The following is a 19,932-nucleotide window of genomic DNA, read 5'->3' on the forward strand; positions in this document are numbered from 1 at the left end:
GAGGCCAACGTCGTCCGGGCGCGACTATTCCCGCTGGCCGCTCCGGGTGTCACCCGCGGGAACATCGAGGAGGAACCGCTCCTCGACCCGCTGATACCCGAGACTCTCATAGAGCCGGATCGCGCCGTCGTTGAAGCCGAACACGTGCAGTCCGATCGAATCGGCTCCGAGTCTGCGCGCTTCGTTCTCGGCCGCGAGCATGATGCCACGTCCGTATCCGCGGCGTTGATGGTCGGCCCACACCTCGATGTCGAGGACGAACGCGTGCGGGCGTCCGTCACGCACACGCATTCCGATCCAGAGCACTCCCACCTCGGCGTCGTCGACCTGGGCGGTGAACAGCTCCTGCCCGGCGGAGTGGAGTCCGTCCGGCAGCTCGACCCCCATCTGCCGATTCGATTCGGCTCGGGCATCGACGTCGGAGTACCGGCCGGAGGCGACGAGGTCAGCGGCGAAGGCCGCTTCGGATGCCGCTGCGAAGGTCACGAACCGGTCTTCCGTCATCGGATGCAGGAGCACCGGGGAGCCCGAATCGCGACTCGCCGATTCGCGAGTCGGCAGCGGTTCGACCAGCATCCGGATGGATGCGCAGCGGAAACCCCGGCCGTCGATGAACGCGTGGCCTGCAGCATCCGGCGCGTACAGCGAGAGGCTCACCCGCTCGACCCCGTTGCTCCTCGCCATCGACGTCACGGCGTCGAACAGGTCGTCCGAGACACGCTGATCGGGGATGCCGTCGAGAGCGAGGTCGATGAGATGCAGAATGCCGCCGGTCGCGAGCATCCAGAGAGTGCCGACATCGCGACCGCCGTCGACGATGCGGAGAATGCTCGACGTCTCGGTATCCCGCCCCTCGGGAAGCAGCTGGTCGAGGAACGCGTCGGCATCGGCGACCGCATCGTCTGCGCGGAGGATTCCCGATTCCTGTCGCAGCGCGATCAGGCGCCCCCTGGTCCTCAGACGCCACTCGTCGAAGCGGTCGTCATCGAGCGGGATCAGCTGCATCGGCATGCTTCCATCCTGCACCCGGACAGGGGTGTCGCCGAGCGTGGCGCCTCAGGACTTGTGCAGCGCGTCTTCGACAGCGACCCAGGCGAGCATGGCGCACTTGACGCGTGCGACGTAGCGCGAGACACCACCGAGCGCCGCGACGTCGCCGAGCAGCTCTTCGTCGGGCTCGATCTTGCCGCGAGACCGCATCGCCTCGCGGAACGCCGCGATGCGGACCTCGAGTTCGTCGACCGTGAGCCCTTCGGCGAGCTCGGCGAGAAGCGACGCTGATGCCTGCGAGATGGCGCAGCCGTGCCCCTCCCAGGCGAGCGCTTCGATCGCTCCGTCGGCGGTGCGATGCACCTGCACCGTCACCTCGTCGCCGCAGGTGGGGTTCACCTGATGCGACTGGGCGGCGATCTCACCGCGTAGCCCGTAGCCGTGCGGTGTGCGCGAGTGGTCGAGGATGAGCTCCTGATACAGGCCCTGCAGGTCGCTCATGCGCCCCTCCGGAAGAAGTCGATGGCTCCGGCGACGCCGTCGATCACGGCATCCACCTCGGACCGGGTCGTGTAGAGATACGTGCTCGCCCGTGTCGACGAGGTGACGCCGAGCCGCCGGTGCAGCGGCTGCGCGCAGTGATGCCCCACCCGCACGGCGATGCCGAGATCATCGAGGTACTGGCCGACATCGTGGGAGTGGATGCCCTCCACATCGAAGCTGGCGAGGCCGACCCGCGGCAGCGCGATGCCCGCACCGAGCACGCGGACTCCGTCGATCGCGGTCAGCCCGTCGACGAGGCGTCGTCCGAGTTCGGCTTCATGAGCGGCGATGCGAGTCATGCCGATGCCCGACAGGTAGTCGATGGCCGCGGCGAGCGCGACGGCCTGCGATACGCGCTGCGTTCCTGCTTCGAACCGCTGGGGAGGCGGAAGATACTCGGCCTCGGTCGTGGTGACGGTCGTGATCATGGATCCGCCGGTGAGGAAGGGCGGCATCGCCTCGAGCAGCTCACGACGGCCGTAGAGCGCACCGATCCCCGTCGGCCCGAGCATCTTGTGACCGGAGATCACCGCGAAGTCCACGTCGAGCGCCCGCACGTCGAGCGGCAGATGCGGCGCAGACTGGCACGCGTCGAGCACGAAGAGCGCTCCGACCGCCCGGGCGGCGGCGACGAGCTGCTCGACGGGATTGATCACGCCGAGCACGTTCGACACATGGGTGACCGCCACGAGCTTCGTGTTCTCGCCGATGAGTTCGGCGGCGGCATCGAGCCGCAGCGCTCCGTCGTCGTCGAGCGGGATCACCCGCAGGGTCGCACCGGTGCGGGCAGCGAGTTCCTGCCACGGGATGAGATTCGCGTGGTGCTCCATCTCGGTCGTGACGATCTCGTCGCCCTCGCGCAGACGGAATCTCTCGGCCGCCGCTCCCCCGCGGCCCAATGACGCGTTCGACATCGAGTAGGCGAGCAGGTTGAGGGCTTCGGTGGCGTTCGACGTCCACACGATCTCGCCCTCATCGGCACCGACGAAGCGCGCCACGGTCGCCCGGGCGTCTTCGAAGACCTCCGTCGCCTCCGCCGCGAGCGTGTGAGCGCCGCGATGCACCGCGGCGTTGAGGGTGACCGCGAACTCCCGCTCGGCATCGAGCACGGCGAGGGGGCGCTGCGAGGTCGCTCCCGAGTCGAGATAGGCGAGCGGGTGCCCGTGCACCTCGGCTCGGAGGATCGGGAAGTCTGCGCGCAGTTTCTCCACCTCGGCCTCGGTCAGCGGAGAGCCGCTCGACGCGGCCACGACATCGGCTTCGGGCGGAGTACTCATCCTTCTAGCTTCTCATCTGGCACGTCCGGCCGGGTCGCACCGGGCGGACGCGTCGGTCATTGACGCACGAGGATCTGCTCGACGGCCTCCGGTCCGAGATCGCCGGATGCCGGGTCGACGTAGCGCAGCGTGATGCGGTGCAGGCCCGGTCGCAGGTCGAGCAGCGTCTCGGCACGCGACCCGGTCTCGAGGCGCACTGCGGGACGCTGTTCACCGTCGACGGACATCAGCACCGATGCCCCGGCGATTCCGTGGACCGTGATCTCCACATCGTCGTCCCTGCCGTCGGCATCGAGGTCGGTGCGGTCCACCTCACGAGCCCCTCCTGCTCCGAGCACCGAGGGAAGGTCGAAGACGATCGGGCCGAGCTGAGCGCTCCGAATCTCCCGCGCCGAGATCGGCGACCGATGCCGAGCCGTGATCGTCATGCCCTGATGCAGCGACGAGGGATCGAGCGCGACGGCGAACGTCCCGTCCTCGGCGACCAGGGTGGTGCCGAGGACGCGGTCGCTCTCGTCGAGGATCGAGATCTCACCACCGGGGGTGCCGGTGCCGGTGACGTCCGGCGGCACGGTCGCCGGCTGCGGGATCGTCCAGGAGATGGTCGGAGGCAGGTCGGTCGGCTCGTCCGTCGGCGGCGGGGTCGGCGCCACCGTCGGAGGTGGGGTCGGCTCGATCGTCGGAAGCGGAGTCGGCGCCACGCGGGGTGGGGTCGGCTCGACCGTCGGAAGCGGGGTCGGTGCTGCGCGGGGTGGGGCTGGTCTCTCACCCGGCGGTACCGTCGGCAGCGTCGGCAGCGTCGGCAGCGTCGGCAGCGCCGGTGCAGCAGGACCGGACGGAGCTGTCGCGCGGGGGGCCTGCGTCGCGATGGGCATGGCGTCGAAGGGCCCGGCCGCGTCGCTGGGACCCGTCACCGACCGCTCGACGGCGTCGTCGACCTCGAGCGTGGGCTCGGCCACCGGCATCGGAATCTGCGGCAGCGGAGAGGGAGCCGGTCCCGGCGTGGTCGCGTCGTCGTCGCTCGGAGAGCCGAGCGGTGGCGGAGGGTCGGACTGCGCCGATGTCGGCGCGATACCGGCGGAATCAGGGTCCTGCGCAGGGGCGAGCTGGGCCGCGAAGGCGACAGCTCCCGCCCCGACCACGACGACCACACCGGCGGCGACGAGCCACGGAGCTGCCGCATTCGCCGCCCCGCTCGATGACCCGATCGACGCGGATGCCGGGGCGGGCGACCCCGCTGAGTAGAGCGCAGCCGCCGGGCCGCCGAGAATCAGCGGCAGGAGCACGGCCCGCAGCTTCGACGACGCCTCGGTGATCTCGACGCTCGCGATGGTGCACTGCCGACACGACTCGAGGTGCGCCTCGAAGCGCTCCCGGTCTGCCCGAGCGATGCGTCGACGCCGCCCCTGGGCGACGATCCGCTCGCACGTCCAGCGGCACTCGGGGTCGCGCTCGGGGGCGGCGATATGGGCCTGGAGCCAGGCCGTCTTGAACCCCTCGCGGGCGCGTGCAGCGAGCACCGACACGGCGTTCGGGCTGAGCCCCATGAGCGGGGCGATCTCGCGGGGCTTCATGCCCTCGACCTCGAGGTACCAGAGCAACGTGCGCCAGCGTTCGGGCAGATCTTTGAAAGCGGTCGTCAACAGCGACTTGTCTGAGAGCGTGTCGAGGGAATCGTCGGTGTCGTCGATCGGAAGCTCGTCGATGTATTCGAGGGCGATGTCCTTCTGCCGACCACCCCACGTCGCGGCAGAGCTGCGCACCGCGGCGAACAGATAGGGACGGAAGGCGTCGGTGGGGCCGCCGCCGTTCTTGATCGCGCTGAGGGTCTTGGCGAAGGCCTCGCTGACCAGGTCTTCCGGGTCGATCGAGCTCGTGATCGCGCGTGCGGCGCGCAGTGCGGCCGGCGAGTGCCGATCCCAGAGCACGCCGTAGGCGTTGCGATCGCCGGCTCGGGTCGCCTCGACCAGGTCATTGTCACTGAGCTCGGTGTCCTGGTGCCAGGGCGCCCGGATGAGCGCCGCGCTCACGGACGGACCTTCTCGGGACCGTCGACGCTGTGGATGTCGCGCATCGCGCACTCTCCTGGGTGTGGGGATTCGGCACAGGGACCGGGGTGGTGAACATGTGCCCGATTGCGGGGTGATGGGGCTGCGGTCTACAGGGGTGCCGTGTCGAGGTGGGGAGGCCTGGAGCACATCTGGTCGGGAGCCGGAAATGACCGTATGCTCCGACCACTGACCCCCGAGTTGGTCCTTCCAGTCTTGTGAGGCACCGGTATAACCGATATGTAGATTCCTATGACAGTTGTCGACTCTAGGTGGAGAAAGGTCCATGACTTACGTAGTCCGTGAGCAGGATTCTGGTATTCCAACACTGCGCAATGCGTTGGATGTGGCCGAAGGCACGCTCGCCTTGAGTAGTCCCGATTCGAGGTCCTCGGAGAGGGGCTTCACGGCAGTCGACTTCTTCGATCCCGCCGTCGATGCGTCCGAGTATCGAGGTCACATCGTGCTGTGTGCAGGCATCTCCGATGCCGACACCGACGCGGTCGTGGCGACGGTCGCCTCGGGGGGCGCTGCAGCGCTGGTCCTGCGTCGCTCCTCCCCCGAATCTCCGCCGCCCCGGCGCCGGCCATCCGAGCCGGGGATGCCCGTGCTGACCCACCGCGGCGGCGACTGGGCACAGCTCGCCACCCTGTTGCGCTCGCTGCTCGGCACCCACGCCGTCGAGCACGTGGCGGGGGTGCGCCTCGGCGATCTGTTCGGATTGGCGAACGCTCTCGCCACGCTCTCGGAAGGTGCCGTCAGCATCATCAGCGCATCCGGACAGGTGGTCGGCTACTCCACACATCCTGATCAGCCCATCGACGAGATCCGTCGACGAACCACCCTCATGCTGCAGGAAGACGTCCCGATCACTCGAGATCGCCAGTATCAGGCTCTCCTGCGCGCCTCCACTCCACGTCACTTCCCCCCGACCGACGGTCAGTTCGGGCGCGTGGGCATCGCGGTGCGGGCATCCGGTGAACTGCTCGGATCGATCTGGGTCGTGCAGGTCGATCAGACACTCACGTCGCAGACCGAGTCCTTGCTCGCCGAGATGGCTCCCCTCGCTGCCCAGCACCTGCTGCGGTCGCGCGAGGACACAGCCGATCGCGACCAGCGGAGATCCAGCCTGCTGCGCACCGTGCTCGATGACCGACGCCACGCGCGCAGCGCTGCATCGCAACTCCTCATCCGCCCCGATGCCGGGTGCACGATCGTCTGCTTCCGCGTCGACACCTTCGACGGCGTCGACGCGATGCGCGGACTGCACCGGCTTCTGCACCTGGCCATCAGCCTGTCGGGCACCGCGGACCCCGGATCGCACAGTGCGATCATCGAGGCTCAGGTCGTGACTTTGATCCCCCGCGCAGATCTCGCGCGGGTGCGCGACTTCGCGTCGTCGGTGACCCGCACCGACGACGCGCTGATCGCGGGGATAGGAAGTCGGGCCACCACCGTGCCGGGAATAGCACGGTCGTATCGGGACGCGGCGACCGCCGTCGGCGTGCTCATGGGGTCGACCCCCACGGGCACCGCCATCCGAGAGTCGAGGATCGCCGCCTTCGACGAGATGCGTGATCGCCTCGCGGTCCTCGAGGTCACCGACCTCATCGAAGGTCTCGACGTGGCGGTCGGTGACGCAGCGAGCATCCTGGCCGCTCATGATGTCGCACACGGCACCGATCTCGCGCGCACCGTGCACGTCTACCTCGAGGAGTTCGGCAGCGTCCGCGCCACCGCCGACGCTCTGCACGTGCACCAGAACACGGTGCGCTACCGGCTCGACGTCGTGCGCGATGAACTGGGGATCGCCTTGGACTCTCCTGACACGCGGCTGTGGCTCTGGCTGCGGCTCGCGTCGTCGACCGGTCGCTCCGGCTGAGACCCCGCTGCTTCGCTCACCCGGTGAACAGGGTGTCTGCATCGGGCTGAGTGTCGAGCCATGCTTTGCGAAAGCTGTCACGCGCGCGGAACGCGAGCACGGATACGGCGTTCGGAGTCATCCCCATCAGCGGTGCGAGCTCACGCGGCTTCATCCCTTCGACGTTCAGATACCAGAGCAGCGCGCGATGGCGGGGCGTCAGAGTGAGGAGTGTCTCCACGATCACCGCCCGCTCCGACGCCCGCTCGATGGGGTCGGCCTCGCCCCGACCGAAATCGTGCTCGGACAGGTCGTCGATCGGCAGCACCTCGTCCCAGTGCGCCCACCTGGCTGCAGTGTTGCGCACGGTCGCGAGGAGATACGGGCGGAACGCATCATTCGGGCCGCCCCCGGAGCGCGTGAGCCGCAGGATCGTGGCGAAGGCTTCGCTGACGAGGTCATCGGGGTCGGCCAGCGGTGCGATCAGGCGCGCCGCGCATCGGGCGGCCTCGGCATGGCGGAACCAGAGGAGCGCGAAGTGCCGGTTGTCTCCCTCCCGCACCGCACGGATGATCTGATCGTCGGTGGGCCGCTCGACGTCGCTCTCGAGAGGCGCGTCGGCGAGCAGGGGTGCGTCTTTCGTCATCGTGCTCCGAAATGTCAGGCGTCGCCACCGCAGCACGATCGTGCGAGAGGCGCGGATGCGGATGAGAGGCGAAGCGTGGGGATGCCTCGCCCCTCCGACCCTCACGAGGTCATCTCCGCGGAGCGGGCACCGGCGGGGATCCGGTGCTGAGACCTGTGGCCGTGCTTACAGGACCCTCACGGGGTCGAATCGTGACGCTCGGCGCCTGTATCGCTGAACAGATCGCCGAGATCGCCGAGATCACCCGGCTCACGGCTGCGCGTCGACCTGCGCGAGAGCGAGGAACCGCATGCGATTCTCGCCGTAGAAGCAGGTCTGCACCATGAACTCCCCCGACATGCCGACCAGCGCCTCGACATCGGACCACTTCGGCGTGTGTCGTTCTTCGACCACCTCGTACACGATGTCGGAGCCTTCGACCGTCACCCGTTGACCGAGCTCCCAACCGAGGATGATGTCGCCACCGCAGTTGTTGTGCGCGGCGAACAGAGGAATCACGCCCTCGACCCGATAGCTGATCATCTCGGTGAATGTCCCGTCGCAGTCATCGAGCTGCGGGAGACCGCCTTCTCCCCCGAGCCTGAGCTGCGGAAGGTCATCGGGCGCGAACACCTGATGAAGCTGCTTCTGCACGGAGACCTTGATGTCACCGGTGATCCGATCGACGGCATCCGGCGCGACGGTCGAGGCGACGAGGAAGCCCGAGCCGAGGGTCACGAGAGCGATACTGGCGATCAGCAGACCGGAGCGACTGCGCCGTCGGGTCTTTGCGTCGACAGGGGCCTCCGCGGTCACCGCGGCCGACCGAGCGGACTCGTCGGCCCCGGCGTCATCACCGCGTACGGAGAGCACCTCGATGCTCACGGCGCGTTGGTCTCGTCGGGCACCGGCGTGCGCTGCCGCCCCCTGCGCGGCATGACCACGACGGCCGTGAGTGCCGGGACGCCGATGACGAGGAGCGCCCACCACGGGAACCCTGCGGGGTCGGTGGTGTCTTCGATAGTGGTCACCGTCGCATCGTCGGTCGGTGCGTCGATGCGTTCGGCGCGGACGAGAAGTCGATGCGTGTTGACCCCTGTCGGCGTGCACGTGACCAGCGTGAGGTAGTCCTTGCCCGGCACCTGGCGCAGCGCTTCCGTGTCGTCGGGAAGCACGGTCTCTGTGCTGTCGACCTCGTAGTAGAGGTTTTCGCCGAGAGTCGTGACGATGATGAGGTCGCCCTCGACCAGTTCATCGATGTCGTCGAACAGTGTGGCCTGCACGAAGCCGTTGTGGCCTGTCAGCACCGAGTGCGTGCCGGGGCCTCCCACCGGCAGCGAGGATCCGTAGAGGTGGCCGATGCCGCGCGAGAGCACCTCTTCGCTCGTACCGTGGAAGATCGGAAGATCGGTGTGGATCGACGGGATGCGCACGCGCGACATCGCCTCGGTGCCCTCGGTGGCGAGCGTGTCGAAGTAGGCGTCGGTCCCGTCGCCGATCGCGGTCTGCTGGCCGTCGGCGCCGAGAGCGTACGGATCGCGCAACGGCCCGGTGGGCAGGTTCTGGTTGTAGTCCTCCGCCATGTCGAGCATCTCTGTGAGCTCGTCACCGGGGATCTGCTCGACCGATGACACGTAGCCGTCGACGTCGGTGTCGTGAGTCCACGCCGAGAACCACGACGCGGCGGTCGGGTAGATGAGAACGCCGATCCCTATCGTCGCGATGAAGACGATGATCGTCTGGCTCCACCCCCACGAGGCGCGCCGGGCACGGGTGCTCGCCCTGGCGGGAGCATCCGGTGCGGGTGTGTCGGTGAGGGTCATGGTGGGCTCTCTGTGTCTGCGGCTCGGTGCCTGATTCTGGCTGCGGATGAGTCGATGTTGCTGTGCCGGCCGAGCGCCGGCACGAATGGACCGTGCGGGGGAAGGAGCTCGACACCTCCCCCGCACGGCCGGTCTTCGCTTACGCCTCTGCGTTCACCTTGCGGCGGTTGCGGACGGCGAGCAGGACGGCTCCTCCGAGGAGCATCGCGCCACCGGCGAGGAACAGGGTCGTTCCGGCGCCACCGGTCAGCGGGAGCTTGAAGCCGGCGTTGGACGGGACGTTGACGACCTCGAGGTCGACGCCGACGGCCGTGGTGGCAGCCGTGATGGTGAACTCGATCGGAGCCGCGAGCAGCTCGTAGCCGTCAGGAGCGACGATCTCGGCGAGCCAGTACGTCTGGTATCCGTCGTCGCCTGCAGCGACGGTGGCGTTGTCAGCCCAGTCGGAGTAGCGCAGACCCGAGAGGGTCACGGTGCCGTCGGCGGCGACGGCGAACTCGGTCGCACCGTCGAGGGCGATCGCGTTGGTTCCGTCGATCGCGTCCTGCTGCGTCGGGTAGACGGAGAACACCGCGCCGGTCAGCGGTGCGCCGGCCTTGTCGGTCTTCTCGACCGTCAGGTCGCCCCACTTGGTGATGACCTCAGGGGTCACGACGGGTCCGCCGGGCTCGCCGGGCAGAACCGTGTACGAACCGGCGTTCGGGTAGAGCACCGCGGTGTTCGCGATCTCACCGACGGTGTTGACCGTGGTGGTCAGGACGACCTGGACCTCGGTGGCGGAGTGCGCGGCGAGGACCGCGAGACCCGAGGCGGTGAACTCCACCGTGACGGCGCGCGTGCCGGCGTCGTACACGACCGTGTAGTCGGCCGCGGCGAGCGGGGTGCCGTCGACGAGCGTCACCGCAGCCGCGACATAGTCGAGCTTGGCGTCGAGCGTGTCGACGATCTTGTATCCGTCGATGACGGCGACGTTCGGGATGCCACCCGTGATCGTGAACTCGATCTCGTCGCCGAGCTTCACGTCCTCAGAGTCCTCGACGGTCTTCGTGACCTCGGTGAGGGCGTTCTTCGGGTACACGTGCACGTCGTAGAGCCAGTTGTCGTCATTGGCCGGGTCGGTGAGCGGCACGGTGACGAGGAAGGGCGCGACGCCTGTGGACCCTGCCAGCGGCGAGGTCTCGACGACGAAGTACAGGCCGAGGTCGAGGTTCGTCAGGGCGATCTCACCGTTGGCGTCGGTGAGCGTCTCGCCACCCACCGCGCTCGCGGTGTATCCCTCAGCGGTGAGGTCGGCGACGCTGCCGGGCGCGGCGTCCGCAAGGTCGCTCGCGTCGATCCACCCCTGGTTGGTGGTGAGGTCGACGGTGTCGACCTTGTAGACCGTGAAGCCGACGCCGGCGAGCGGGTCGAGTGCCACGTTCTGCTCGGTGCCGTCGTTCGGGAGTCCGGTGGGCGTCTCAGGAGCCTCGAACTTGTGGATCGTGAGCGAGCCCACGGCATCCGGATCGACGAGGTTGGGGGTCGCTGCGCTCGCGGGCGCTGCGAGGGTCAGCGCGGCGACGCCTGCGACGAGCAGACCTGCCGCGACGCGGGAACCGCGCCTGTCAAAGGAAGTGTTCACTGTTTCTCTCTCGGTAGCCGGGTTTCCCCGGCGGGTTAGGTGTGGAGGTCGGTGTGCAGATCACATCTGCGAGTCATGCGCATCGGCGCGGGCGTGACGACGGCGGACCAGCAAGGCCCACCCACCCGCGACGAGGACGGTGAGGGAACCGGCGATGATGTAGGGCAGTGCGCCCGTGCCGCCGGTCGTCGGAAGGAGCATCGCGGGCACATCGCGCACCGTGATGATCTGCCCCGCTGCCGTCACGGCCTCGCCGCCTGCGGCGAGCACGCTGACCGTGCGGTCGGAGTTGATGGTGAACTGCACGGGCTCGGCGAGCAGGGTGAAGCCGTCTGGCGCCGTCAGCTCGCTGAGCCAGTAGGTGCCGGCCGGGATGCTGTCGATCTGGAACAGCCCGGTCTCGACGTCGCCGATCGTGAACGGGAGAGCATCTCCCGGAACGCCGTCGACGTCTTCGAGCACCGCGAAGGACGAGCCGTCCATGCGCACCCAGTCGTCGGCCCCGGCTTCACCGATCTTCTCGATCTGCAGCGGGATCCGGAACGGCTCGATGGGCGTCTCGGTCTTGTCCTCGTTCGATGTCACGGGGCCGCCGTAGGGATCAGTGCCCGTCGAGAAGGCCGTGTTGATCACGATCTTCGCGTCGACATCAGCCTGGGTGATGACGTACGGGGCATCAGCGACGCAGGAGGACACCTGGGTCGGGGCGATCGACGTCGGCGTGCAGGTGACGGTGATGCCCTGCTGCGTCAGGCGGTCGTCGACCACGGTGATGTCGGCGATCGTGACGTTGCCGCCGTTGGTGACGTCGAAGGCGTACATGATGTGGTCGCCGAGTCCGGTCACGCCGTCTGCGTCGACATCGACGACCGAGGCCGTCTTGTCGAGCACGATCTTCGGGGTCCAGACAGCGGGGATGATCTCGTCGTCGGTGTCGGTGACGTTCGGCCCGGTGGCCGGGGTTCCGGTGGCGCGTGCGACGTTCGTGAGCGGCATGTCGTCGATGTCGCCCTGCTGAACGACGTAGGTGGCCGTGCAGGTCAGCTTCTCACCGCTCGCGAGCGTGACCGGTGCGGGCTTGTCGCACGTGAGGGCGCTCATGTCGCCGACTCCCGAGAAGGTGTCCTCGGTGATCGTCACATTCGTGAGGTTGGTGTTGACCACTGTGTTGGTCGCCGCCTTCGGCGTCGTGTTCGTGGCCACGAACGTGTAGGTCGCGATGTCACCGACCGCGTCGTAGTTCGCGATGTCCGAGGTCTTCACCAGGTCGATCGAGGGCTGGATGACCTCGAGCGTCGCGTTGGCCGGCGGGTTGAGGTTCGTCGTGATGTTGGCCGGACCGTTGATGTAGGTGCCGTTCACCGTCGACGTGACGTCGACCGTGATCGTGCACGAGGTCTGGCCCAGCGCGAGGTCGCCACCGGTCACAGCGACCGTCGTGCCGCCTGCCGGCGCCGTGACCGCGTAGGCTGCTCCGGCGGAATTGACGCAGGTGCCGCCGACGTTGGGCATGGCAGCGATCCTGAGGTTCGACGGAAGCGCGTCGGTGATGAACCAGTCGTTCTTGGCCATCAGATCACTCGTGTTCGTGACCGTCAGCGTCATCGTCGACGTCGCACCGTTGAGGATCAGCGTCGGGCTGAAGGCCTTGTCGAGCTGCGGGGTGACGTCGACGATCTGCGGAAGGTCGAAGGCGACGTCGTTGCCCGCACCGGTGGCGGTCGCGTTGTACAGCTCGAGACCGAGGTTCGCGGTCGCGCCGACCGGCACCATGTAGGCGGCGGACTGCAGCTTCGCCACCTGCGTCTGCCACGGCGTCGGCGACGCGGGGTTGCACGGGTTGAGCCCTGAGCTGAGGACGATGGGACTGCCGTTGACGAGCAGGCTGAACCGCTCGCTCGGCGCGGCCGAGGGGCAGTTGACCGCAGCGAACCATGCGGACACGGCGTAGTAGTGTCCGGCGATCGCGGGGATCGTGTTGACCGTGCGGAACTGCGTGCCGGCCGCGATCGTGGCGGTCGTCGAGTTCGTGTACGAAGTGAGCACCTGGTTGGTCGCGGCCTGGGTGGTGGTCTGCCCCTGCGCCACGCCGAGAGCCCGTGCCATTCCCTGGAGAACGGGCCAGGTTGACGAGAGATTGTTGAGGCACCCGAGGTCGGTGACGGGAGCGGCCGGCGTCGTACCGCTCATGACCCATCCGTTGCACTGATTGCCCGCGGGTGTGTACTGCGTCGACGCCGTGTACGTCGAGTTCGCGGCCGCCGCGCCTCCTGTGTAGTTCAGGATGCTGATCGGCAGGAGCGATGCGTTCTGGTTCGAGAAGTTCTCGGTGTACACCGGCGTGCCCGGCTGCGTGACGCCCGGGGTGCCGGGAACCGTCGCCGCTGCCGTCGTTCCGCTGTTCGGTGCGAGAGTGGCTCCGGCGATGAGCACGCCGGCCACCGCCAGAATGCCGCACAGCCGGCTGAGCGCGCGGCGGCGTGGTGTAGCGACGGCCCGTGCAGCCGTCTGAGTGTGTGAGCGCAGGCTCATGAGCATCCCTATCCCGGCAGGCCCTCCGCCCGCCGCGGCAACGCGACGAGGAGAGGCGCGCGCTGCCCAGTTCTCTGAAAATTCCCCGGTGGTGAGCCGCAGAGGCGGCCCATCACATACCCAGACCACCGCGCGGGCGTTTTATGACGGTCGGGTCGGGAAACTCTTCGGATCGGATGCGTTGGGGTCCCCCGGCTGGCACCGTGCTCAGCGCCGAGGGCTCCGCCGCCTTCGTGATTGCGGCGCGCTCATGATCGCGCTCGGCGCACTCCTGACGATCTGAAGCGAGAAGCCGGCGAGCGCCTGACCTCGAGAATCACATGCGGGCGAAACGCGCCCGGACGATCGAGAAGAAACCGTAGACCGTGAGGCCCACGCCCACGAGCCACAGCATCGGCTCACCGAACGGCAGGTCGGTGATGCTGCGCAGCGCCGCATCGAGGCCGGCCGCCCTGTCGGGATTCTGCGTCCAGGCCGCCACGACGAAGAGCAGGCCGGTCACCGCGATCGCGATGCCTTTGGCGATGTAGCCGACGACGCCGAGCGCCACGATCCAGACGTGCGAAGGCCCCTCGGGCACATCCATCGTCTTCTCGAACCCACGGGTGATCCCGATCACGAAGAAGCCGACGCCGACCCCTGCCACGCTGAGCCCGAGGATGATGAGCAGCACCGTTCCACCGGGAATGGCGAGCACCAGGGCGCTGAGCGTCTGCATCGTCTTCTCGGACTCGATGCGCCCTCCGAAGGCGAACACCAACGCCAACCCGGCGATCACGAGATATGCGGCAGCGATGCCCAGCATCTTGAGGCGCTTGCCCCAACGGCGAGCGTCGTCGCTGCTCGCAGACAGCAGTCCGCTGGCGACCTCCCAGACCGCCAGCGCGATCAGCGCCGCAGCGACCGCTCCCAACAGCAGACCGCCGATGGGCGTCGCCCGGATCACCTCCATGACGCCATCCTGGTCGGCGTCGCCACCTCCGCCGGTGGCGATGGAGACCGCGATCACGCCGATGATGATGTGCACGATCCCGACGACCACGAACCCCGCTCGGGCCGTGCGCCGGAAGCCGTCGGAGCGCTGCGCTGTGCGCGCGACGTCTTTCGGGGTGCCCATCAGAGCAGACTATCTCCGGTCCCGGCCCGCTCCGAGCGGGTCGGGAGCGAGTCGGGTCAAGCGATCCGCTCGACGGGTTGCCTCAGGATCGTGCGCAGCTTCGAGGGGGCCACCCGACGGACGTCGCTGAGGTAGACCTCATGATGCAGGCCGGTCATGCGCAGTCCGTTGTCGGGGATGAACCGGTGGTGCATCTCGTCGAGCACCGGCGCCTCGTCGTCGTACGAGCCGACGTGCAGGGTCTGCACGCAGGTGCCCTCGTCGAGAGTCTCGAGACGGACCGCGCGCAGCGACGGATTCTCCTGCCTCTTCTTCGCCGCCTTCCGCTCGACCGCGTCGACAGCGTCGGCGAACATGTCGGGCGTGACATGGTCGGGAACCAGGATCATCAGCGTCCACAACCATGCCGACTTGTCTCGCCGCGACGTGAACGCCTCCATGTCCGGCGCGTGCCACAGCCCTTCCAACGGCATCACGACGGTATCGATCCCGAGGTTCTTCCTGCTCTCGAACTTGAGCGTGTAGGCGACGGGGAAGAGCGCCGTGACGGCATCCGAATACGCCGGTACCGTGTTCGGATCGCCCGCGCCGTCGATCATCAGATACTGCATCGACGGGACCTCGAGGATGCGGAACTCGCCCTTCTTCGCCCGATACGCATCGAGAGTCTTCTTCGGATCGATCGGCATCGCCGTTCCTCTCGCTGTCGGGCACGACCTCGGGCCGTGGCCACAGTGTCGCACGGACCGAGGACATCGGGTGGGCGAGGGGATGTGCAGCGCATCCCCTCGCCCATCCGATGACGGTCAGGCGGGTTCGACGGCGAGCCAGAGCTCGCACGAGGCGTGCGTGCCGGTGAACTCGAGATAGCGCACGATCGAGGGGCCGGGGCGCAGCCGCCACGGATTCGACGGGAACCACTCGGTCGCCGTGGCAGACCACAGGCTCTGCAGCGTCTCGGGGAACGGACCGGATGCGGCGAACACCGCCCATGCACCCGCATCGACCCGCATCGAGTCGAGATCATCCGGCACGGCCGTCTCCGGGCGCACGGAGACACCGTGCAGATACGTCAGCTCCGTTCCCTCCTGCGCATCCGGCTCGATGTCTCCTGTGACGGCGAGGATGCCGCGCGGCTCGGCATCGCCCATCCGCTTGAGCCTTGTGTGCTCCTCCTGTGGGATCGCCGCGATGTGCTGCTGGATGTGCGGATTGACGCCTTCGTGAATCAGCGGCACCTGCGCTGCGTGGCCGACGAGCACGAGCTCGGGGGCGGTGGTGATGGTGACGTCCATCGGGGTGCTCCCTTCGACGCTCAGGCGGAACCGGAGCGTGGGTTGTGTGCGGAGAGGGCCCCCGTCTCGGCGTGCGTCGACAGGGCCGATCCCGTGAACGGCACGGAACGCACGCCCGAATGCCTCTGCCGAGCTGTAGCCGTGGCGCACCGCGACGTCGAGCACGTTCGGTGCGCCGGCGGCGAGTTGCGCACCGGCGAGAGTCATGCGGCGACGACGGACGTAGTCCGACAGCGACATGCCCGCGAGCGACGAGAACATCCGCCGCAGGTGGTATTCGGTGGTGCCGTGATCGCGCGCGAAGGCGGCGACGTCGAGATCATCCGCCGGCGCGACCTCCACGAGGTCGACCAGCGCGTTGAGCATTCCGATCATGAGGTCCTCCTTTCCTCACCATCGTGCAACTCGCGGACTCGCCGCCACCCGACTTTCCGGATCGGATGCGGTCAGGCCTGCGCTGCCACGGGCTCCACTGCGCCCGGATCTGCGAGCACCTCGGCGAAGGCCAGCTCGGCCGCCCCGATGAGAAGTCTGTCTGCGCCGAGGGCGGCGGGACGGATCTCCAGCCCCTCCGCGCTCTCCGCCATCGCCAGCGCGCGGACATCGCCGTCGATCTGCTCGGCACGCAGCTCGGCGACGGTGGCGAGGAAGCCTCCGAGCACGATGAGAGCGGGGTTCAGCACGTTCACGGCGTTGGCCAGGGCGCTCGCGAGCACGTGGGCCTGCCGGGTGATCTCGTCGGCGACAGCCGGCGAGTCGGTCGTCGACAGCTCGCTCTCGAGCGTCTCGTCATCAGCGCTCTCCAGGCCCACGGCACGGAGAAGCAGCGTGCGGCTGACCTCCGCCTCGAGCACGCCGTCGGCGGTGCGGCGGTCGTCATCGGCCGATATTCGGGGACGGTTCTGCCCGAACTCCCCGGCGTATCCTCCGGCACCGGCGACGGGCGCGCCGTGGATGATGAGTCCGCCACCGATTCCGGAGGCTCCACCGTTGAGGTAGACGATGTCGTCGATCCCCCGCCCTGACCCGTAGCGGTGTTCCGCGATCGCACCGAGCGTGGCGTCGTTGTCGATCACGGTCCGGGTTCCGGTCGCCGCCTGCACCAGCCGGGCGAGCGGAACGTCGATCCATCCGAGGTGCGGAGCGTTGCGCACGACCCCGTCGGACGCGCGGACGAGACCCGGGACCGCGATGCCGATGGCCTCGACTCTCGCTGTGGCGAGGGGTCCGTCTCGCCACTCCGCGATCGTGGCCGCGATCAGCTCGGCGACGGACGCGGGTGTGGGCAGGCTCGCGTTCGGCAGGCGCTCACGCACGAGGATGCCGCGGTCAAGGCCGACGGCGGCGATCTCCACCGCGTCGACCTCGGGGTTCACAGCGATCGCGACGAACTGCGCGGATGCCGTCACGACGGGCGAAGGGCGCCCGACACGACCGGGGAGATCGGGCACACGCTCGTCGACGAGCCCTCGCCTCACCAGCTCGGCGACCAGGTCGGCGATGGTCGAGCGGTTCAATCCCGTCTGCTCGGTGAGGGCAGCCCTGGATTGCGCGCCGTTCTCGTGCACGAGCCGGAGGACGCGGGCGAGGTTGTGCGGGCGGGTGCCCAGCGCGGGACTCGGCTGTGACGGCATCCCCTCACTGTAGGGGGTGGACGCACTCCGCGTCATGAGATATGTTGTGAATCACAACTTATCCGATGACCTGCACAGGAGCAGCCATGCCCACCCCCACCCGCGACGACAAGTTCTCCTTCGGCCTCTGGACCGTCGGCTACAACGGAGCCGACCCGTTCGGCGGTCCGACCCGCCCCCACCTCGACGTGGTGCACGCCGTCGAGAAGCTCGCCGAACTCGGCGCCTACGGCCTCACGTTCCACGACGACGACCTGTTCGCCTTCGGCTCGACCGACGCCGAGCGCCAGACCCAGATCGACCGCCTCAAGGGCGCTCTCGCCGACACCGGCCTCGTCGTGCCCATGGTGACCACCAACCTGTTCAGCGCCCCGATCTTCAAGGACGGCGGCTTCACCTCCAACGACCGCGACGTGCGACGCTATGCGCTGCGCAAGGTCTTCCGCCAGCTCGACCTCGGTGCAGAACTCGGCGCCAAGACGTTCGTCATGTGGGGTGGCCGCGAGGGCGCCGAGTACGACTCGGCGAAAGACGTCCGCCAGGCGCTCGAGCGCTACCGCGAGGCCGTCAACCTGCTCGGCGACTACGTCACCGACAAGGGCTACGACATCCGCTTCGCGATCGAGCCGAAGCCGAACGAGCCGCGAGGCGACATCCTGCTGCCGACCCTCGGCCACGCGATCGCCTTCATCGACTCGCTCGAGCGTCCCGAACTCGTCGGCGTGAACCCCGAGGTCGGCCACGAGCAGATGGCAGGACTCAACTTCACCGCCGGCATCGCGCAGGCGCTGTTCCACGGCAAGCTCTTCCACATCGACCTCAACGGTCAGCGCGGCATCAAGTACGACCAGGACCTCGTCTTCGGTCACGGCGACCTGCACAACGCCTTCTCGCTCGTCGACCTGCTCGAGAACGGCGGCCCTGGCGGAGTGCCGGCCTACGACGGCCCCCGCCACTTCGACTACAAGCCCAGCCGCACCGAAGACGAGAACGGCGTCTGGGACTCGGCGGCAGCGAACATGCGCACATACCTGCTGCTGAAGGAGCGCGCAGCCGCGTTCCGCGCCGACCCCGAGGTGCAGGAGGCGCTCGCCGCTGCGCGTGTCGACGAGCTGTCGACGCCGACCCTCAACCCTGGTGAGTCCTACGACGACTTCCTCGCCGACCGCTCGGCATACGAGGACTTCGACGCGGATTCGTACTTCGGCGGCAAGGGCTTCGGCTTCGTCCGTCTGCAGCAGCTCGCGACCGAGCACCTGCTCGGCGCTCGCTGATCGTCATGCCACTGGTTCTCGGGGTCGACTCGTCGACCCAGTCCTGCAAGGTCGTGGTCGTCGACTCGTCGACAGGTGCCGTCGTGCGCACCGGTCGCGCGCCGCATCCGGGAGGAACATCGGTCGACCCCGAGGCCTGGTGGCAGGCGCTCGACGCCGCGATCGCGGAGGCGGGGTCTCTCGATGACATCGCCGCGTGGTCGATCGGCGGTCAGCAGCACGGGCTGGTCGCGCTCGACGCGGCCGGCAACGTCATCCGCGATGCGCTGCTGTGGAACGACACCCGCTCCGCAGGAGCGGCGAAAGACCTGATCGGCGAGTTCGGCGCCTCCGCACTCGCGACGCGCACCGGGCTCGTGCCGGTCGCGTCGTTCACGATCACGAAGCTGCGGTGGCTGCGCGACCACGAGCCCGAGAACGCGGCGCGCGTGGCTGCGGTCGCTCTGCCACACGATTGGCTGACCTGGAGGTTGCGCGGCTTCGGCCCCGACAACCCGGTGCTCGACGAGCTGGTGACCGATCGCTCGGATGCCTCGGGGACCGGATACTGGAGTCCTTCGACCGGAGAGTACGACCGCGAACTGCTGGTCGCAGCCCTCGGGCACGATGCGTGCCTTCCCCGCGTGCTCGCTCACGACGAGTTCGTCACGGACGCCGAAGGCCGTCTTGTCGGCGCGGGGGCGGGCGACAACGCCGCTGCCGCACTGGGTCTGGGCGCTGTGCCCGGCGACGTCGTGGTGTCGATCGGCACCTCGGGCACCGTGTTCGCCGTCAGCGCGACGCCGATCAGCGATGCGAGCGGCACGGTGGCGGGCTTCGCAGACGCCTCGGGCAACTTCCTGCCGCTCGTCGCGACGTTGAATGCGGCGCGCGTGGTCGATGTCACGGCTGTGCTGCTCGGGGTCTCTCACGACGAGTTCAGCGACCTCGCTCTGAGCGCGGCATCCGGAGCATCCGGTCTCACGCTCGTCCCGTATTTCGAGGGTGAGCGCACACCGAACCTGCCGGATGCCACGGCATCTCTCACGGGTATGACGCTCGCCTCCACGACGCGAGCGAACCTCGCGCGTGCTGCGGTCGAAGGGATGCTGCGTGGACTCGGCGCAGGCCTCGACGCGATGCGCGACCTCGGCATCCCGCTCGAGCGCGCCCTGCTCATCGGCGGCGGCGCGCAGTCGGAAGCGGTGCGCCGCATCGCACCCGACGTCCTCGGCCTTCCGATCGAGGTGCCCGAGCCCGGCGAGTACGTCGCACTCGGCGCCGCCCGGCAGGCGGCCCAGCTGGTCGGCTGA

General features: G+C 68.4%; 16 protein-coding genes. 3 read left to right on the plus strand and 13 right to left on the minus strand.

The window, feature by feature from the left end:
• Positions 1 to 24 precede the first annotated feature (24 nt).
• From ACZZZN_RS11985 to ACZZZN_RS12000, 4 genes are read right to left on the minus strand one after another with little or no spacing between them, the layout of a single operon-like run.
• On the minus strand, positions 25 to 1,011 hold the full coding sequence (locus tag ACZZZN_RS11985) for a GNAT family N-acetyltransferase (protein WP_463505368.1): 987 nt from the start codon (positions 1,009 to 1,011) through the stop codon (positions 25 to 27).
• A 45-nt stretch (positions 1,012 to 1,056) separates the two neighbouring features.
• Entirely contained in the window at positions 1,057 to 1,491 is a 435-nt protein-coding gene (gene sufU / locus ACZZZN_RS11990) for a Fe-S cluster assembly sulfur transfer protein SufU (RefSeq protein WP_463505369.1), read from the minus strand.
• Entirely contained in the window at positions 1,488 to 2,810 is a 1,323-nt protein-coding gene (locus ACZZZN_RS11995; protein WP_463505370.1) for an aminotransferase class V-fold PLP-dependent enzyme, read from the minus strand. Before ACZZZN_RS11995 ends, sufU begins: the two co-directional genes overlap by 4 nt.
• Before the next feature lie 56 nt (positions 2,811 to 2,866).
• A complete protein-coding gene (locus ACZZZN_RS12000) occupies positions 2,867 to 4,840 on the minus strand; it encodes a sigma-70 family RNA polymerase sigma factor (protein WP_463505371.1) in 1,974 nt (657 codons plus the stop codon).
• 304 nt (positions 4,841 to 5,144) lie between these two features.
• Here ACZZZN_RS12000 and ACZZZN_RS12005 point away from each other — a divergent pair, with 304 nt between their 5' ends.
• On the plus strand, positions 5,145 to 6,740 hold the full coding sequence (locus ACZZZN_RS12005) for a PucR family transcriptional regulator (protein ID WP_463505372.1): 1,596 nt from the start codon (positions 5,145 to 5,147) through the stop codon (positions 6,738 to 6,740).
• Between the two features lie 16 nt (positions 6,741 to 6,756).
• Here ACZZZN_RS12005 and ACZZZN_RS12010 read toward each other — a convergent pair whose 3' ends face one another.
• The 9 genes from ACZZZN_RS12010 to ACZZZN_RS12050 all read right to left on the minus strand — a co-directional run bounded on the left by ACZZZN_RS12010 (position 6,757) and on the right by ACZZZN_RS12050 (position 17,366).
• Positions 6,757 to 7,365, minus strand: coding sequence for an RNA polymerase sigma factor (locus ACZZZN_RS12010; protein WP_463505373.1), 609 nt, complete (start codon positions 7,363 to 7,365; stop codon positions 6,757 to 6,759).
• Between the two features lie 249 nt (positions 7,366 to 7,614).
• On the minus strand, positions 7,615 to 8,229 hold the full coding sequence (locus ACZZZN_RS12015) for a hypothetical protein (protein ID WP_463505374.1): 615 nt from the start codon (positions 8,227 to 8,229) through the stop codon (positions 7,615 to 7,617).
• Positions 8,226 to 9,167 (minus strand): class C sortase, encoded by a 942-nt coding sequence (locus ACZZZN_RS12020; protein ID WP_463505375.1) that lies wholly within the window; start codon positions 9,165 to 9,167, stop codon positions 8,226 to 8,228. The genes ACZZZN_RS12015 and ACZZZN_RS12020 overlap by 4 nt, the downstream gene beginning before the upstream one ends.
• A 139-nt stretch (positions 9,168 to 9,306) precedes the next feature.
• Entirely contained in the window at positions 9,307 to 10,788 is a 1,482-nt protein-coding gene (locus tag ACZZZN_RS12025) for a SpaH/EbpB family LPXTG-anchored major pilin (protein ID WP_463505376.1), read from the minus strand.
• 60 nt (positions 10,789 to 10,848) lie between these two features.
• Complete coding sequence (locus tag ACZZZN_RS12030) at positions 10,849 to 13,320, minus strand: DUF7507 domain-containing protein (protein ID WP_463505377.1); 2,472 nt, start codon at positions 13,318 to 13,320, stop codon at positions 10,849 to 10,851.
• Between the two features lie 316 nt (positions 13,321 to 13,636).
• Positions 13,637 to 14,437: a DUF1206 domain-containing protein gene (locus ACZZZN_RS12035; protein ID WP_463505378.1), complete on the minus strand. Its 801-nt coding sequence runs from the start codon at positions 14,435 to 14,437 to the stop codon at positions 13,637 to 13,639.
• A gap of 56 nt (positions 14,438 to 14,493) precedes the next feature.
• The gene (locus tag ACZZZN_RS12040; protein ID WP_463505379.1) at positions 14,494 to 15,126 is read right to left on the minus strand and encodes a GyrI-like domain-containing protein; all 633 of its coding nucleotides are present in this window, start codon (positions 15,124 to 15,126) and stop codon (positions 14,494 to 14,496) included.
• Positions 15,127 to 15,243: 117 nt separating this feature from the next.
• Positions 15,244 to 16,107, minus strand: coding sequence for an AraC family transcriptional regulator (locus tag ACZZZN_RS12045; protein WP_463505380.1), 864 nt, complete (start codon positions 16,105 to 16,107; stop codon positions 15,244 to 15,246).
• Between the two features lie 71 nt (positions 16,108 to 16,178).
• Positions 16,179 to 17,366 carry an ROK family transcriptional regulator gene (locus ACZZZN_RS12050; RefSeq protein WP_463505381.1) on the minus strand — a complete coding sequence of 396 codons (1,188 nt, stop codon included), beginning with the start codon at positions 17,364 to 17,366 and terminating at the stop codon, positions 16,179 to 16,181.
• Between the two features lie 86 nt (positions 17,367 to 17,452).
• Between ACZZZN_RS12050 and xylA the strand changes: the two genes are divergently transcribed.
• Together xylA and xylB are read left to right on the plus strand one after the other, a co-directional pair.
• Entirely contained in the window at positions 17,453 to 18,640 is a 1,188-nt protein-coding gene (gene xylA / locus ACZZZN_RS12055) for a xylose isomerase (protein WP_463505382.1), read from the plus strand.
• A 5-nt stretch (positions 18,641 to 18,645) separates the two neighbouring features.
• The gene (gene xylB / locus ACZZZN_RS12060) at positions 18,646 to 19,932 is read left to right on the plus strand and encodes a xylulokinase (protein ID WP_463505383.1); all 1,287 of its coding nucleotides are present in this window, start codon (positions 18,646 to 18,648) and stop codon (positions 19,930 to 19,932) included.

The sequence above is a fragment of the Microbacterium sp. AC145 genome (assembly GCF_979258505.1).

Excerpts from the sequence above, each read along its gene's own strand:
- ACZZZN_RS11985 (WP_463505368.1), bottom strand. The coding sequence starts at position 1,011 with ATGCCGATGCAGCTGATCCCGCTCGATGACGACCGCTTCGACGAGTGG.
- sufU (WP_463505369.1), bottom strand. The coding sequence starts at position 1,491 with ATGAGCGACCTGCAGGGCCTGTATCAGGAGCTCATCCTCGACCACTCG.
- ACZZZN_RS11995 (WP_463505370.1), bottom strand. The coding sequence starts at position 2,810 with ATGAGTACTCCGCCCGAAGCCGATGTCGTGGCCGCGTCGAGCGGCTCT.
- ACZZZN_RS12005 (WP_463505372.1), top strand. The coding sequence starts at position 5,145 with ATGACTTACGTAGTCCGTGAGCAGGATTCTGGTATTCCAACACTGCGC.
- ACZZZN_RS12010 (WP_463505373.1), bottom strand. The coding sequence starts at position 7,365 with ATGACGAAAGACGCACCCCTGCTCGCCGACGCGCCTCTCGAGAGCGAC.
- ACZZZN_RS12020 (WP_463505375.1), bottom strand. The coding sequence starts at position 9,167 with ATGACCCTCACCGACACACCCGCACCGGATGCTCCCGCCAGGGCGAGC.
- ACZZZN_RS12030 (WP_463505377.1), bottom strand. The coding sequence starts at position 13,320 with ATGAGCCTGCGCTCACACACTCAGACGGCTGCACGGGCCGTCGCTACA.
- ACZZZN_RS12035 (WP_463505378.1), bottom strand. The coding sequence starts at position 14,437 with ATGGGCACCCCGAAAGACGTCGCGCGCACAGCGCAGCGCTCCGACGGC.
- ACZZZN_RS12040 (WP_463505379.1), bottom strand. The coding sequence starts at position 15,126 with ATGCCGATCGATCCGAAGAAGACTCTCGATGCGTATCGGGCGAAGAAG.
- ACZZZN_RS12045 (WP_463505380.1), bottom strand. The coding sequence starts at position 16,107 with ATGATCGGAATGCTCAACGCGCTGGTCGACCTCGTGGAGGTCGCGCCG.
- ACZZZN_RS12050 (WP_463505381.1), bottom strand. The coding sequence starts at position 17,366 with ATGCCGTCACAGCCGAGTCCCGCGCTGGGCACCCGCCCGCACAACCTC.
- xylA (WP_463505382.1), top strand. The coding sequence starts at position 17,453 with ATGCCCACCCCCACCCGCGACGACAAGTTCTCCTTCGGCCTCTGGACC.
- xylB (WP_463505383.1), top strand. The coding sequence starts at position 18,646 with ATGCCACTGGTTCTCGGGGTCGACTCGTCGACCCAGTCCTGCAAGGTC.